The organism is Burkholderia sola, assembly GCF_905400185.1.
GTDB lineage: Bacteria > Pseudomonadota > Gammaproteobacteria > Burkholderiales > Burkholderiaceae > Burkholderia > Burkholderia sola.
Map to the genome: position 1 here is coordinate 1163475 of NZ_FR989676.1, position 15143 is coordinate 1178617.

At 62.0% G+C, this 15143-nt stretch carries 8 protein-coding genes, 2 tRNA genes and 3 rRNA genes; 12 read left to right on the forward strand and 1 reads right to left on the reverse strand.

What is annotated here, in order from left to right; all coding sequences use genetic code 11:
* Nucleotides 1–33: 33 nt before the first annotated feature.
* The 12 genes from phnT (at nucleotide 34) to KR541_RS21875 (ending at nucleotide 14037) form a co-directional block, all read left to right on the forward strand.
* Nucleotides 34–1137, forward strand: a complete 1104-nt coding sequence (gene phnT / locus KR541_RS21820) for a 2-aminoethylphosphonate ABC transport system ATP-binding subunit PhnT (protein WP_216089780.1) — start codon at nucleotides 34–36, stop codon at nucleotides 1135–1137.
* Nucleotides 1115–2035, forward strand: coding sequence for a 2-aminoethylphosphonate ABC transporter permease subunit (phnU, locus tag KR541_RS21825; RefSeq protein ID WP_027806028.1), 921 nt, complete (start codon nucleotides 1115–1117; stop codon nucleotides 2033–2035). The genes phnT and phnU overlap by 23 nt, the downstream gene beginning before the upstream one ends.
* Complete coding sequence (gene phnV / locus KR541_RS21830; RefSeq protein WP_050017294.1) at nucleotides 2025–2885, forward strand: 2-aminoethylphosphonate ABC transport system, membrane component PhnV; 861 nt, start codon at nucleotides 2025–2027, stop codon at nucleotides 2883–2885. The genes phnU and phnV overlap by 11 nt, the downstream gene beginning before the upstream one ends.
* A complete protein-coding gene (gene phnA / locus KR541_RS21835) occupies nucleotides 2882–4192 on the forward strand; it encodes a phosphonoacetate hydrolase (RefSeq protein ID WP_050017293.1) in 1311 nt (436 codons plus the stop codon). Before phnV ends, phnA begins: the two co-directional genes overlap by 4 nt.
* Nucleotides 4189–5643 carry a phosphonoacetaldehyde dehydrogenase gene (gene phnY / locus KR541_RS21840; protein ID WP_089489798.1) on the forward strand — a complete coding sequence of 485 codons (1455 nt, stop codon included), beginning with the start codon at nucleotides 4189–4191 and terminating at the stop codon, nucleotides 5641–5643. The genes phnA and phnY overlap by 4 nt, the downstream gene beginning before the upstream one ends.
* Nucleotides 5644–5647: 4 nt before the next feature.
* The gene (locus tag KR541_RS21845) at nucleotides 5648–6202 is read left to right on the forward strand and encodes a phosphonate degradation HD-domain oxygenase (RefSeq protein ID WP_089489797.1); all 555 of its coding nucleotides are present in this window, start codon (nucleotides 5648–5650) and stop codon (nucleotides 6200–6202) included.
* Between the two features lie 510 nt (nucleotides 6203–6712).
* Nucleotides 6713–8245: ribosomal RNA gene (locus tag KR541_RS21850) — 16S ribosomal RNA — on the forward strand.
* Nucleotides 8246–8308: 63 nt separating this feature from the next.
* Nucleotides 8309–8385 (forward strand) — tRNA-Ile (locus tag KR541_RS21855).
* Between the two features lie 91 nt (nucleotides 8386–8476).
* Nucleotides 8477–8552 (forward strand) — tRNA-Ala (locus KR541_RS21860).
* Nucleotides 8553–8831: 279 nt separating this feature from the next.
* Nucleotides 8832–11712, forward strand: a 23S ribosomal RNA gene (locus tag KR541_RS21865).
* A gap of 226 nt (nucleotides 11713–11938) precedes the next feature.
* A 5S ribosomal RNA gene (gene rrf / locus KR541_RS21870) occupies nucleotides 11939–12051 on the forward strand.
* Together the 16S, 23S and 5S rRNA genes with 2 tRNA genes alongside form the textbook arrangement of a ribosomal RNA operon.
* Nucleotides 12052–12612: 561 nt before the next feature.
* Nucleotides 12613–14037: a DHA2 family efflux MFS transporter permease subunit gene (locus KR541_RS21875; protein WP_216089781.1), complete on the forward strand. Its 1425-nt coding sequence runs from the start codon at nucleotides 12613–12615 to the stop codon at nucleotides 14035–14037.
* Between the two features lie 257 nt (nucleotides 14038–14294).
* Here the strand turns inward: KR541_RS21875 and KR541_RS21880 are convergent, their stop codons facing one another.
* A complete protein-coding gene (locus KR541_RS21880) occupies nucleotides 14295–15056 on the reverse strand; it encodes a 2OG-Fe(II) oxygenase (RefSeq protein WP_060733620.1) in 762 nt (253 codons plus the stop codon).
* Nucleotides 15057–15143: the final 87 nt, after the last annotated feature.

Consider the following 15143-nt stretch of genomic DNA (forward strand, 5'->3'; position numbering starts at 1 on the left):
CGGCGCACGCCGCCTGTATCAGCGAGCAAGAGGATGAACCCGGTGGATACCGCCCTGACCCATCCCGGCGCATTCGGCGCCGCCGAACCGCACGCGACGCTGCGGTCCGGCGTGCCGGGCGGCGTGCAGATCCAACACCTGAGCGTGCGCTACGGCGCACGCACGGTGCTCGAAGATCTGTCGCTGTCGATCGGCGCCGGCGAATTTCTGACCGTACTCGGCAAGAGCGGCTGCGGCAAGACCACGCTGCTGCGCTTCATCGCCGGATTCGTGAAGGCCGACGGCCTGACCGGCACGCTGACCGTGGCCGGCCGCGACCTGACCTATGCGCCGCCGCACAAGCGCAACCTCGGTCTGCTGTTCCAGAATTACGCGTTGTTCCCGCACCTGTCGGTGTTCGAGAACGTCGCATTCGGGCTGCGCGCACGCGGGATGGCGTCGTCGGAAGTGACGCGCCGCGTCGCCGATGCGCTGAAGCTCGTGCAACTCGGCGATGCGGGCCACCATCTGCCCGCGCAGTTGTCCGGCGGGATGCAGCAGCGCGTCGCGCTGGCGCGCGCGCTCGTGATCGAGCCCGACGTGCTGCTGCTCGACGAGCCGCTGTCGGCGCTCGACGCGAACCTGCGCGCGTCGGTGCGCAGCGAACTGAGGGCGCTGCACGAGCGCCTCCCGAACCTGACCGTCGTCTGCGTGACGCACGACCGCGACGACGCGCTCGTGCTGTCCGACCGCGCGCTGCTGATGCGCGACGGCCGCATCGCGCAGCTCGGCACGCCGCAGCAGCTGTACGACGCACCGCGCGACGGCTACGTCGCGCGCTATCTCGGCCCGGCGAACCTGCTGCCGCCGCACGTGATCTTCCCGCTCGGCGATCCGCGTCACGAGATACGCGGCAAGGTCGCGTGCGTGCGCCCCGAGCGCCTGACCGTGATGCCGCCCGCGGCCGGCGGCCTGCACGGCACGGTGTCGTCGGTCGAATGGCAGGGCGCGGACTTCTCGATCGCGGTCGTGATCGACGCGGCGCCCGACGAGCCCGTGCGCGTGACGATGCAACGCGGCCGCGGCGCGGCGCCCGAGCGCGGTGCGCGCGTGTCCCTGCATTGCGAGGCAGACGATGTCGTCCTTATCGAGCCCTGAAGCCGGCCTGCCGCCGCACGTGCTCGCGTCGGCTGCGGCACACGCCGCCGCCGCGCGGCGCCGCAGGCGAATGGGCGACCTGCACCTGGCCGCGCTCGCGATCGTCGTGCTCGGCCCGCTCGTCGTCTATCCGCTGGTGCGGCTCGTGCTGCTGAGCGTGTCGGGCGATCACGGGCTGAGTTTCGCCGCGTACCGGACCTTCTTCGGCAATCCCGACACGCGCAACGTGCTGCTGACGACGCTCGGCGTGCTGTTCGCGAGCGCCGGCACCGCGTCGGTGCTCGGCGTGCTGCTGGCCGCACTGCTGTTCTTCAGGCCGTTCCCGGGCGCGTCGCTCGTCACGCGCTTCCTGGAACTGTACGTCGCGTTTCCGTCGTTCCTCGTCGCGTTCACGCTGATCTTCCTGTACGGCTCGCAAGGCTCGATCAGCATCGCGCTGCAGCACCTGTTCCATCTCGAGAATCCGCCGCTCGACTTCCTGTTCGGCATCGGCGGCGTGATCCTCGCGCAGACCGTGTTCTACACGCCGTTCGTCGTGCGGCCGACGCTCGCGTCGTTCGCGACGCTCGACCTGCGGCTGATCGAAGCCGCGCGCAGCCTCGGCGCGCCCGGCTGGATGCTCGCTCGCCGCGTCGTGCTGCCGATCGCATGGCCGGGCATCGCCGCCGGCACCGTGCTGTGCTTCCTGCTGACGCTGAACGAGTTTGGCATCCTGCTCGTGCTCGGCAGTGCGCGGCTCGTCACGCTGCCGGTCGCGATTTACAGCAGCGCGACCGTCGATCTCGACCTGCCGACCGCGTCGGCCGGCGCGGTCGTGATGTTGTCGCTGTCGCTGGCGCTGTATGCGGTTTATCGCCGGGTGAACCGGCGCGCGACGGGAGGGAACGATGTCCGCTGAATTCCGTATCGGGCACGCCGTGCCGCGTCACCCGATCGGCTGGACCGACACGCTGCTCAAGCATGCGTCGCGCACCGCGCTCGCGCTGGCCGCGTTCGCGTGCTTCTGGCTGTTCGTGCTGCCGGTGATCGTCGTCGCGCTGTCGAGCGTGTCGACGCAGTGGTCGGGCACGATTTTGCCGGCCGGCTACAGCCTGCGCTGGTTCGAGCGGCTCGGGTCGCCGGAATACGACGCGCTGCTGACGAGCCTCGAAATCGGCTTCGGCGTGTCGGTTCTCGGCACGATCCTCGGGCTGTGGCTGGCGCTCGCGCTCGAAGGGCGCGACCGGCGCGGCCTCGGCGCGCTCGTCGACGCGCTCGTGATGGTGCCGAACGGCGTGCCGAGCGTCGTGCTCGGGCTCGCGGTGCTGATCGCGTATCACCAGAAGCCGCTCGACCTGTCGAGCTCGGCGGCGATCGTCGTGCTGGTGCAGCTCGCGCTGATTCTGCCATTCTGCTATCGCTGCGCGGCCGCCGCGCTGCGCCCCGAATTGACCGTGCTGCGCGAAGCCGCCGCGAGCCTCGGTGCGCCACCCGCGATGGTGCTGCGCCGCGTGCTGCTGCCGCAGCTCGTGCCGGCGTTGCGCGCGAGCCTCGCGCTCGGCTTCGCGCTGTCGCTCGGCGAGCTTGGCGCGACGCTGACGGTGTATCCGCCCGGCTTCGCGACCGTGCCGATCGTCGTGATCGGCCAGGTGGAGCGCGGCTATTACCTGCCGGCGTCGGCGCTGTCGCTGCTGATGCTCGGCGCGTCGCTCGCGGCGCTGCTGCTGATCGCCGCGCGTGTGCCGCGCGGCAAGCAGGCCGCATCATGAACGCCGCGTTCGCGTTGCGGCGCCCCGGCGAGCAAGCAGCCGCCGGCAACGGGTCGACGAACCTCGCGGGACGCTCGATCGACGTCAACGGCCGACGCTACCGGTTGCCGGTCGAGCCGACCGTCGTCGCCTGTGTCGATGGCTGCGAGTACGACTATCTCGAACGCGCGGTGGAAGCGGGCGTCGCGCCGTTCATCGGCCGGATGATCGAGCAAGGCACCGCGTGGCGTGCCGATTGCGTCGTGCCGACCTTCACCAACCCGAACAACCTGTCGATCGTTTGCGGCGTGCCGCCGTCGGTCCACGGGATCTGCGGCAACTATTTCTGGGATCCTGCTGCTGACGGCGGGCGCGGCGCCGAAGTCATGATGAACGACCCGGCCTACCTGCGCGCCGGCACGCTGCTCGCGGCGGCGTCCGATGCCGGTGCGCGAGTGGCCGTCGTCACCGCGAAGGACAAGCTGCGCCGGCTGCTCGGCTGGCAGTTGAAGGGCATCTGCTTTTCGGCCGAGAAGGCCGCGCAGGCCAATCTCGCGGAAAACGGGATCGTCGACGTGCTCGACTGGGTCGGCCTGCCGTCGCCGGACGTATACAGCGCGGCGTTGTCGGAATTCGTGTTCGCGGCCGGCGTACGGCTCGCGCAGACGCGGCAGGTCGACCTGATGTACCTGTCGACCACCGACTACGTGCAGCACAAATGCGAGCCGGGCAGTGCCGGCGCGAACGCGTTCTACGCGATGATGGACGGCTACCTCGCGCTGCTCGACGCGCTCGGCTGGGCGATCGGCCTCACGGCGGACCACGGGATGAACGCGAAGCACGATCCGGCGACGGGCCGGCCGAACGTGATCTATCTGCAGGATGCGTTCGATGGCTGGTACGGCGCGCAGGCTGCGCGCGTGATCCTGCCGATTACCGATCCGTACGTCGTGCATCACGGTGCGCTCGGTTCGTTCGCGACGATCTACCTGGCGCCGGGCGTCGACCGGGCCGACGCGATGTGGCGCGTCGGCGGCCTCGACGGCGTCGAGCTCGTGCTCGACAACGCGGAAGCCGCCGCACGTTTCGAACTGCCGCCCGACCGGATCGGCGATCTCGTCGTGATCGGCCGCCGCGACATGACGCTCGGCACCCGCGAGCGCGAACACGACCTGTCGGGCCTCACGGTGCCGTTGCGTTCGCATGGCGGCGTGTCCGAGCAGGAAGTGCCGCTGCTGTTCAATCGCCGTATCGAGCGGGACGATCCCGCCCGTCGCCCGCGCAACTTCGACGTGTTCGATTTCGTGCTGAACCGGATCGCGATATGATGGCGCATCCGCGGCAGGATCATCCGTCGTTTCGTGCCGAAGCGTTGCGCTGGTGCGGCACGCGCGCGATGCGCGAGCGCACGCTCGACGTCACGGATCCGTACACGGGCACACGCGTCGGCACCGCGCCGCTCGCCAGCGTCGACGACGTGCGCGCGGCGTTCGATTACGCGATGGCCTACCAGCCGACGCTCACGCGCTACGCGCGTTCGCAGATTCTCGAACGGGCGGCTGCGTTGCTGCGCGAGCGCACCGAGGAAGCCTCCGACCTGATCACGCTCGAGTCGGGGTTGTCGAAACAGGATTCGCGCTACGAGATCGGCCGGGTGGCCGACGTGCTGAAGTTCGCGGCGGCCGAGGCGTTGCGCGACGACGCGCAGAGTTTCTCGTGCGACCTGACGCCCCACGGCAAGACACGGCGCGTGTTCTCGCAGCGCCAGCCGCTCGGCGGCGTGATCGTCGCGATCACGCCGTTCAATCATCCGATGAACCAGGTCGCGCACAAGATCGCGCCGGCGATCGCGACCAACAACCGCGTGATCGTGAAGCCGTCGGAGAAGGTGCCGCTGTCGGCGTTCTATCTGGCCGACCTGCTCTACGAGGCCGGTCTGCCCGAGCCGATGCTGCAGGTGCTGACCGGCGCGCCGGCCGAGATCGCGGACGAACTCGTCACGCATCCGCATGCGTCGCTGATCACGTTCACGGGCGGCGTCGCGATCGGCAAGGCGATTGCCGCGCGGGCCGGTTACCGGCGCATTGTGCTGGAGCTGGGCGGCAACGATCCGCTGATCGTCCTCGCCGATGCCGATCTCGACCGCGCGGCATCGCTGGCGGTGCTCGGCTCGTACCGGAATTCGGGCCAGCGCTGCACGGCCGTCAAGCGGATGCTGGTGCAGCGCTCGATCGCGCCCGCATTCACCGAATTGCTCGTCGAGAAGACGCGCGCATGGAGATACGGCGATCCGTTCGATTCCGCGAACGAAATGGGCACGGTGATCGACGAGGCGGCGGCGCGACTGTTCGAGACGCGCGTGAACGAGGCGGTTGCGCGGGGCGCGCGTCTGCTGACCGGCAATGTGCGGCGCGGCGCGCTGTATGCGCCGACCGTAATCGACAACGTCGATCCGTCGATGACGATCGTGCGCGAGGAGACCTTCGGGCCGGTGTCGCCCGTCATCGCGTTCGACACGATCGACGATGCGATCCGGATCAGCAACGGCACGGCATTCGGGTTGTCGTCGGGCGTCTGTACGGACAGCACGGCGGCGGTCGTGCGGTTCGTGAACGAACTGAACGTTGGCACGGTGAACGTGTGGGAAGTGCCCGGTTACCGGATCGAGCTGTCGCCGTTCGGCGGAGTCAAGGATTCGGGGCTCGGTTACAAGGAAGGTGTCCAGGAGGCGATGAAGAGCTTCACGAACCTGAAGACGTTTTCGCTGCCTTGGGAGTAAACGGATGGCGTTGACGGTGGAAGAGATTCACGGGCTGTATCGCGAGCATGGCCATGTGGCCTATAGCGGCGAACCGGTCACGCAGCTCGAACATGCACTGCAGAGTGGATTGCTGGCGGAGCAATCCGGGGCGGACGAAGCGCTGGTCGCGGCTGCGTTCCTGCACGACCTCGGCCATCTGCTGAATCGTCAGGGCGACACGCCGAGCGTGCGCGGGATCGACGATCTGCATCAGTATTACGTGCTGCCGTTCCTGCGGCCGCTGTTTGCCGACGCAGTACTGGAGCCGATTCGGCTGCACGTCGACGCGAAGCGCTGCCTGTGCCGCACGGACGCCGGCTACTTCGAGAGCCTGTCGCCGGACTCGGTGCGCAGTCTGGCGTTGCAGGGCGGCATTTTCAGTGAAGAGGAGACGGCAGCGTTCCTGCAGCGCCCGTTCGCGGAGGACGCGCTGCGACTGCGTCGCTGGGACGACATGGCGAAGGAGGAAGGCAAGGTGACACCGGATCTCGCTCACTATATGGAGATCGTCGCGCGCCAAGTGCGCGCGGCCCCCTGACGACGGTTCGGCTGCTTCTATATAAGGCGCCGCACGCGGCAGCGTGCGGCGCCTTATATTTTTCGCGAAACCCCTTGCGCGATTGCCGGGCGATGCATAGAATCACGCCTCTTTCGCGCTAACGGAAACGCGGCGCGGGAGGAAGGGAAGCGGTGCTGTTGGGGTTCGGTCGTAGCGAGCCTTGGCGGTACAGGAAGTTGAGCCCCGCAGTCGCAACGATGTAGTGTAAAAAGTTGTTGACGAGCTGCGAAACGCGGTTCATAATCTCGCTTCTCTGCTGCTGAAAACGCAGCGCTGCCGGGAAACACGGAGTTCCTCGCAGAATGCTCTTTAAAAATTAACAGCCGATAAGTGTGGGCGCTTGATGAAAGCGAGCTGATCCTCGGATCAGATAGCGAAAGTATCAAGAGTCTCACACTAAAGTAAGTCAGGTTTATGAAGTGATTCATATTCCTGTCAGCTTTGAGTGAGCGACCGGTTCTTAACCGAACCGAAAACAGTAACAGGTTTGAACTGAAGAGTTTGATCCTGGCTCAGATTGAACGCTGGCGGCATGCCTTACACATGCAAGTCGAACGGCAGCACGGGTGCTTGCACCTGGTGGCGAGTGGCGAACGGGTGAGTAATACATCGGAACATGTCCTGTAGTGGGGGATAGCCCGGCGAAAGCCGGATTAATACCGCATACGATCTACGGATGAAAGCGGGGGACCTTCGGGCCTCGCGCTATAGGGTTGGCCGATGGCTGATTAGCTAGTTGGTGGGGTAAAGGCCTACCAAGGCGACGATCAGTAGCTGGTCTGAGAGGACGACCAGCCACACTGGGACTGAGACACGGCCCAGACTCCTACGGGAGGCAGCAGTGGGGAATTTTGGACAATGGGCGAAAGCCTGATCCAGCAATGCCGCGTGTGTGAAGAAGGCCTTCGGGTTGTAAAGCACTTTTGTCCGGAAAGAAATCCTTGGCTCTAATACAGTCGGGGGATGACGGTACCGGAAGAATAAGCACCGGCTAACTACGTGCCAGCAGCCGCGGTAATACGTAGGGTGCGAGCGTTAATCGGAATTACTGGGCGTAAAGCGTGCGCAGGCGGTTTGCTAAGACCGATGTGAAATCCCCGGGCTCAACCTGGGAACTGCATTGGTGACTGGCAGGCTAGAGTATGGCAGAGGGGGGTAGAATTCCACGTGTAGCAGTGAAATGCGTAGAGATGTGGAGGAATACCGATGGCGAAGGCAGCCCCCTGGGCCAATACTGACGCTCATGCACGAAAGCGTGGGGAGCAAACAGGATTAGATACCCTGGTAGTCCACGCCCTAAACGATGTCAACTAGTTGTTGGGGATTCATTTCCTTAGTAACGTAGCTAACGCGTGAAGTTGACCGCCTGGGGAGTACGGTCGCAAGATTAAAACTCAAAGGAATTGACGGGGACCCGCACAAGCGGTGGATGATGTGGATTAATTCGATGCAACGCGAAAAACCTTACCTACCCTTGACATGGTCGGAATCCTGCCGAGAGGTGGGAGTGCTCGAAAGAGAACCGGCGCACAGGTGCTGCATGGCTGTCGTCAGCTCGTGTCGTGAGATGTTGGGTTAAGTCCCGCAACGAGCGCAACCCTTGTCCTTAGTTGCTACGCAAGAGCACTCTAAGGAGACTGCCGGTGACAAACCGGAGGAAGGTGGGGATGACGTCAAGTCCTCATGGCCCTTATGGGTAGGGCTTCACACGTCATACAATGGTCGGAACAGAGGGTTGCCAACCCGCGAGGGGGAGCTAATCCCAGAAAACCGATCGTAGTCCGGATTGCACTCTGCAACTCGAGTGCATGAAGCTGGAATCGCTAGTAATCGCGGATCAGCATGCCGCGGTGAATACGTTCCCGGGTCTTGTACACACCGCCCGTCACACCATGGGAGTGGGTTTTACCAGAAGTGGCTAGTCTAACCGCAAGGAGGACGGTCACCACGGTAGGATTCATGACTGGGGTGAAGTCGTAACAAGGTAGCCGTATCGGAAGGTGCGGCTGGATCACCTCCTTTCCAGAGCTATCTCGCAAAGTTGAGCGCTCACGCTTATCGGCTGTAAATCAAAGACAGACTCAGGGGTCTGTAGCTCAGTCGGTTAGAGCACCGTCTTGATAAGGCGGGGGTCGTTGGTTCGAATCCAACCAGACCCACCATTGTCTGACGTGTCGGTGATCGTTAGCGCTTTAGCGCTTACGAGCAGCCCATGCCGATAGGCTGTAGTACCTGAGGTCATCTGTACTCAATGGGGGCATAGCTCAGCTGGGAGAGCACCTGCTTTGCAAGCAGGGGGTCGTCGGTTCGATCCCGTCTGCCTCCACCAATCTTCAATGACAAGCGTTCGAACGAAGCGTTGTTCGAGTCTTTGTCATTGGCGATTGAGCCAGTCAGAGTGATACGTAGTATGTATCGGCTGTCGTTCTTTAACAATCTGGAAGAAGTAAGTAATTTGGATAGCGGAAGCGTCTCGAGATGGACGTGGAAGTTATCCGGGTTGTGATTGTATCGATGTATCTCAAGATGATTCGAACTCTATGTTCGACTCAATTGGAATACGGCACAACGCGAGAACTCAACCTGTAACGAGACAGACTCGTTATAGGGTCAAGCGAACAAGTGCATGTGGTGGATGCCTTGGCGATCACAGGCGATGAAGGACGCGGTAGCCTGCGAAAAGCTACGGGGAGCTGGCAAACGAGCTTTGATCCGTAGATGTCCGAATGGGGAAACCCGGCCCTTTTGGGTCATCCTGGACTGAATACATAGGTCCAGTGAAGCGAACGCGGTGAACTGAAACATCTAAGTAACCGCAGGAAAAGAAATCAACCGAGATTCCCAAAGTAGTGGCGAGCGAAATGGGATGAGCCTTGCACTCTTTATTTGTATTGTTAGCCGAACGCTCTGGAAAGTGCGGCCATAGCAGGTGATAGCCCTGTAGGCGAAAACAGTATGAAAGAACTAGGTGTGCGACAAGTAGGGCGGGACACGTGAAATCCTGTCTGAAGATGGGGGGACCATCCTCCAAGGCTAAATACTCGTGATCGACCGATAGTGAACCAGTACCGTGAGGGAAAGGCGAAAAGAACCCCGGGAGGGGAGTGAAATAGATCCTGAAACCGCATGCATACAAACAGTCGGAGCCTCGCAAGGGGTGACGGCGTACCTTTTGTATAATGGGTCAGCGACTTACGTTCAGTAGCAAGCTTAACCGTATAGGGCAGGCGTAGCGAAAGCGAGTCCGAATAGGGCGTTCAGTTGCTGGGCGTAGACCCGAAACCAGGTGATCTATCCATGGCCAGGATGAAGGTGCGGTAACACGTACTGGAGGTCCGAACCCACTAACGTTGAAAAGTTAGGGGATGAGCTGTGGATAGGGGTGAAAGGCTAAACAAACCTGGAAATAGCTGGTTCTCTCCGAAAACTATTTAGGTAGTGCCTCGTGTCTCACCTTCGGGGGTAGAGCACTGTCATGGTTGGGGGGTCTATTGCAGATTACCCCGCCATAGCAAACTCCGAATACCGAAGAGTGCAATCACGGGAGACAGACATCGGGTGCTAACGTCCGGTGTCAAGAGGGAAACAACCCAGACCGCCAGCTAAGGTCCCCAAATATAGCTAAGTGGGAAACGAAGTGGGAAGGCTAAAACAGTCAGGAGGTTGGCTTAGAAGCAGCCACCCTTTAAAGAAAGCGTAATAGCTCACTGATCGAGTCGTCCTGCGCGGAAGATGTAACGGGGCTAAGCTATATACCGAAGCTGCGGATGCGAGCTTGCTCGCATGGTAGGAGAGCGTTCCGTAAGCCTGCGAAGGTGCCTTGTAAAGGGTGCTGGAGGTATCGGAAGTGCGAATGCTGACATGAGTAGCGATAAAGGGGGTGAAAGGCCCCCTCGCCGTAAGCCCAAGGTTTCCTACGCAACGTTCATCGGCGTAGGGTGAGTCGGCCCCTAAGGCGAGGCAGAAATGCGTAGCTGATGGGAAGCAGGTCAATATTCCTGCACCATTGTTAGATGCGATGGGGGGACGGATCGCGGAAGGTTGTCCGGGTGTTGGAAGTCCCGGTCGCTGCATTGGAGAAGGCGCTTAGGCAAATCCGGGCGCGCAATTCAAGGGTGTGGCGCGAGCTCCTTAGGGAGCGAAGCAATTGGAAGTGGTTCCAAGAAAAGCCTCTAAGCTTCAGTCTAACGATGACCGTACCGCAAACCGACACAGGTGGGCGAGATGAGTATTCTAAGGCGCTTGAGAGAACTCGGGAGAAGGAACTCGGCAAATTGGTACCGTAACTTCGGGATAAGGTACGCCCTTGTAGCTTGACTGGCCTGCGCCAGGAGGGTGAAGGGGTTGCAATAAACTGGTGGCTGCGACTGTTTAATAAAAACACAGCACTCTGCAAACACGAAAGTGGACGTATAGGGTGTGACGCCTGCCCGGTGCCGGAAGATTAAATGATGGGGTGCAAGCTCTTGATTGAAGTCCCGGTAAACGGCGGCCGTAACTATAACGGTCCTAAGGTAGCGAAATTCCTTGTCGGGTAAGTTCCGACCTGCACGAATGGCGTAACGATGGCCACACTGTCTCCTCCCGAGACTCAGCGAAGTTGAAGTGTTTGTGATGATGCAATCTACCCGCGGCTAGACGGAAAGACCCCATGAACCTTTACTGTAGCTTTGCATTGGACTTTGAACCGATCTGTGTAGGATAGGTGGGAGGCTATGAAACCGGAACGCTAGTTTCGGTGGAGCCGTCCTTGAAATACCACCCTGGTTTGTTTGAGGTTCTAACCTTGGCCCGTGATCCGGGTCGGGGACAGTGCATGGTAGGCAGTTTGACTGGGGCGGTCTCCTCCCAAAGCGTAACGGAGGAGTACGAAGGTACGCTAGGTACGGTCGGAAATCGTGCTGATAGTGCAATGGCATAAGCGTGCTTAACTGCGAGACCGACAAGTCGAGCAGGTGCGAAAGCAGGTCATAGTGATCCGGTGGTTCTGTATGGAAGGGCCATCGCTCAACGGATAAAAGGTACTCTGGGGATAACAGGCTGATACCGCCCAAGAGTTCATATCGACGGCGGTGTTTGGCACCTCGATGTCGGCTCATCTCATCCTGGGGCTGTAGCCGGTCCCAAGGGTATGGCTGTTCGCCATTTAAAGAGGTACGTGAGCTGGGTTTAAAACGTCGTGAGACAGTTTGGTCCCTATCTGCCGTGGGCGTTGGATATTTGAAGGGGGCTGCTCCTAGTACGAGAGGACCGGAGTGGACGAACCTCTGGTGTACCGGTTGTCACGCCAGTGGCATCGCCGGGTAGCTATGTTCGGAAGAGATAACCGCTGAAAGCATCTAAGCGGGAAACTCGCCTTAAGATGAGATATCCCTGGGGACTAGATCCCCTTGAAGGGTCGTTCGAGACCAGGACGTTGATAGGTCAGGTGTGTAAGCGCAGTAATGCGTTCAGCTAACTGATACTAATTGCCCGTAAGGCTTGATCCTATAACAAGTCTGCCTTGTCGATGATCGTTAGTGCTTCAGCACTTACGAGCATCCCACGCAGAGCGTCGAGCAGCGAAGCTGATCGATGCGGCGCGCCGGTTGAAGTACCGGCGACCTGCGTAGCAAGATGAGACAAGTTGGATTCTCGTGTGTGATACACACAACTCAAGATTACTGCTTCTTCCAGGATTGGTTGCGCTGCGAAGCAACGCAACAACCCCCTTTGCCTGATGACCATAGCGAGTCGGTCCCACCCCTTCCCATCCCGAACAGGACCGTGAAACGACTCTACGCCGATGATAGTGCGGATTCCCGTGTGAAAGTAGGTAATCGTCAGGCTCCCTAAGCCAAGAACCCCCGCCCGAAAGGCGGGGGTTTTTGCATTTCGGCGTCCCCAAAAGCATGTGGCGAAGCGTGACCGAGGCGACTCCGCTTTCCGCTTACGCAATCCATCGCAGCGAGCGAGCCCCTCATTCAGCGCTCTGCCGTTCTCGAGCACTCCGCGGTTGTGCCGTCTGAATCTCTCACCCCTCCCGCCAACCGGACCCATCCATCTTCAGATCGATTCCGTCACACGCCATACTTCGGATGACGATGTTGTGATGGCCGGTGATGCGCGATATTGAGCGACAATGATCGATAAATACCGCTTTCTGGCGAAAATCTCCGCATCTGCGCGTTCCTCGAGGCACCGCGTCATGCGCATTACTCGGCGAACGCAGCGCGAAATCCTCACAAAAATCTATGCGCATAAAGTTCATTCGCGCGACGTGCGCGACATGCGCGGCAGAGCGGGGAGCCAACCCTTCGGGGTAATATCACCGTTCGTCCCGATTCCCGGGTGCTTGCCTGCATCCGCCCGCGATCGGCGCTTTTTGCATTCCGTCTCACGCATCGTTCATGACTGACAGCCCTGCCCAAGGTGGTCGGACGACCGACTTCTTGCCGTATCTCGTCGCCGCGACGTTCTTCATGGAGTATCTCGACACGACCGTGATCGCGACCGCGCTACCGCAAATGGCGCGCTCGTTCGGTGTGGGGCCGAACGCACTGAGCCTCGGGATGACGGCCTACATGCTGGCGCTGGCGGTGTTCATTTCGATCAGCGGCTGGATCGCGGATCGCTATGGTTCGCGCACCGTCTTCGCGAGCGCGATCGTCGTCTTTACCGGTGCGTCGGTGCTGTGCGGGCTGTCCGAAGGCGTGATGTCGTTCACGGCTGCCCGGCTGCTGCAAGGTGTCGGCGGGGCGATGATGGTGCCGGTCGGGCGGATGATCGTCGTGCGCAGTACCGAGAAGGCGAAGCTGATGCGTGCGATCGCGACGATCACGTGGCCGGGCATCGTCGCGCCCGTCGTCGGGCCGCCGATCGGCGGCTTCATCACAACCTATGCATCGTGGCGATGGATCTTCCTGTTGAACGTCCCGTTCGGCCTGGCCGCGCTCGTTTGTACCTGGCTGATCGTCCGGAATACGCGGACCGACGAGCAACGGCCGCTCGACTGGGTCGGCTTCGTGCTGGCCGGCGGCGCCTTGACCTGCCTGCTGATCGGCACCGAAGCGGCCGGTCAGCAGGATGTCGACTTCGCGCGCGCGGTTGTCCTGGTGGGCGCGAGCGTGCTGTTCGGCATCGCTGCATGGTTGCATGCGCGACGCTGCGCGCATCCGCTGCTCGATTTCACGACGCTGAAGGTGCCGACGTTCTCGGTGACGGTCATCACCGGCTCGATCACGCGGATGGCGATCAACGCCGTCCCGTACCTGCTGCCGCTGCTGTTCCAGATCGGTTTCGGGCTGTCGCCGTTCCAGTCAGGGCTGCTGCTGCTCGCGAGCGCGCTCGGCAATCTCGGGATGAAGGCGGGCACGTCGTGGATCCTCGACCGTTACGGCTTTCGGCGCGTTGCGCTCGTCGACGTGACGATCGTCGGCATCTTCACGATCGCATGCGGCTGGCTGACCGCGTCGACGCCGCTGGCGATCACGCTGCTCGTCGTATTCGTCTACGGGCTCACGCGGTCGATGCAGTTCACGACGCTTGCGACGCTGGCTTATGCGGATATCCCGGCTCAGCAGACGAGCGCGGCCAGCACGCTGTGGAGCGCCGCGCAGCAGATGACGATCGGGATGGGGATCGCGTTCGGTGCGTTGTCGCTGCGGCTCGCGGCATGGGGGCGCGGCGATGCGGCCGGCATGCATTACGTGCTCGACGATTTCCGCTGGGCGTTCGTCGCGGCGGGCGTGCTCGCGCTGCTGACGTTGCCGGGCTACGCACGGCTGGCGCTCGATGCCGGCGACCGGCTGCGGGCCAGCGTGGCGCGAGGATAGGCTGGACTGCAAATCATGTTCGCGGAGCGACAGGTGAGTAAGCGTGTTTCGTCGTGCTCACCGGAAGCGCTGATTCATTGCGACCGCGATCGCTTGACGGTCAGCGCAATCGGTCTTCGGCCGCCGCGGGCGAGCGGTGTTCTGGCCGGCCATGCTCGGTTGGACCGCTTTCCTCACGATGGCATGCGGTGCCGAGACGAGCATGAATGCAATGCGCAATAAGTGGCGCGGCAGCAGCGCAACTGTCCCCGCTCCCGCTACTGCGCGTCATGGAAGATGATGCCGACCGTGTGGCGATGGCCGCTTCGGATCCGGCTCACGCCGTGGCGCAGGTTGACGCGATAGACGCCGCGGGTTCCCTGCACGGGCCGGCCGTGTACCGCGAAGATCACTGCGTCGCCTTGCGTCAGCGGCACCACTTCCGCACGCGACTGCATGCGTGGCCGCTGTTCCGTCAACACGAACTCCCCGCCACTGAAATCGCGGCCCGGCGCCGACAGCAGGATCGCGACCTGCAGCGGAAACACGTGCTCGCCATACAGGTCCTGATGGAGGCAGTTGTAGTCGTCGGCGCCGTATTGCAGGATCAGCGGCGTCGATCGCGTCTGTCCTGCCGCGTGGCAGCGATCGAGGAACGTCGCATGGTTTTTCGGATAACGGACGTCGATCCCGAGTGCCTGGTTCCAGCGATTCGCGATCGGTGCGAGATGCGGGTAGATCGTCGTGCGCAGCTCGGCGATGATCGCAGGCAGCGGATACGCGAAATATTTGTACTCACCGCGGCCGAAGCCGTGTCGCGCCATCACGACACGTGAACGATAGAGCGCATCGCGGGGATAGAGCGACGCGAGCGCATCGCACTCGCTTGCCGACATCAGGCCCGGCACGCGCGCGCATCCGTAGCGATCGAGCTCGGCATCGACGCTCGGCCAGTCGAGAGAGTCGACGCGTTGCGCGATGTCCGGCGGTTCGACGGCAGGGGGCAGATCGAGAATGTTCACGGGCGTACCTCGGGGCATCGGCGGTGTCGCGCCGTGCGGTCGCGCACGGTCGAATCCACGACGAAAGTTGACGAACCCAGTCTAGCGGCGTCCGGGCGCCGGCAC

Excerpts from the sequence above, each read along its gene's own strand:
- phnT (WP_216089780.1), top strand. The coding sequence starts at position 34 with ATGAACCCGGTGGATACCGCCCTGACCCATCCCGGCGCATTCGGCGCC.
- phnU (WP_027806028.1), top strand. The coding sequence starts at position 1,115 with ATGTCGTCCTTATCGAGCCCTGAAGCCGGCCTGCCGCCGCACGTGCTC.
- phnV (WP_050017294.1), top strand. The coding sequence starts at position 2,025 with ATGTCCGCTGAATTCCGTATCGGGCACGCCGTGCCGCGTCACCCGATC.
- phnA (WP_050017293.1), top strand. The coding sequence starts at position 2,882 with ATGAACGCCGCGTTCGCGTTGCGGCGCCCCGGCGAGCAAGCAGCCGCC.
- phnY (WP_089489798.1), top strand. The coding sequence starts at position 4,189 with ATGATGGCGCATCCGCGGCAGGATCATCCGTCGTTTCGTGCCGAAGCG.
- KR541_RS21845 (WP_089489797.1), top strand. The coding sequence starts at position 5,648 with ATGGCGTTGACGGTGGAAGAGATTCACGGGCTGTATCGCGAGCATGGC.
- KR541_RS21875 (WP_216089781.1), top strand. The coding sequence starts at position 12,613 with ATGACTGACAGCCCTGCCCAAGGTGGTCGGACGACCGACTTCTTGCCG.
- KR541_RS21880 (WP_060733620.1), bottom strand. The coding sequence starts at position 15,056 with ATGCCCCGAGGTACGCCCGTGAACATTCTCGATCTGCCCCCTGCCGTC.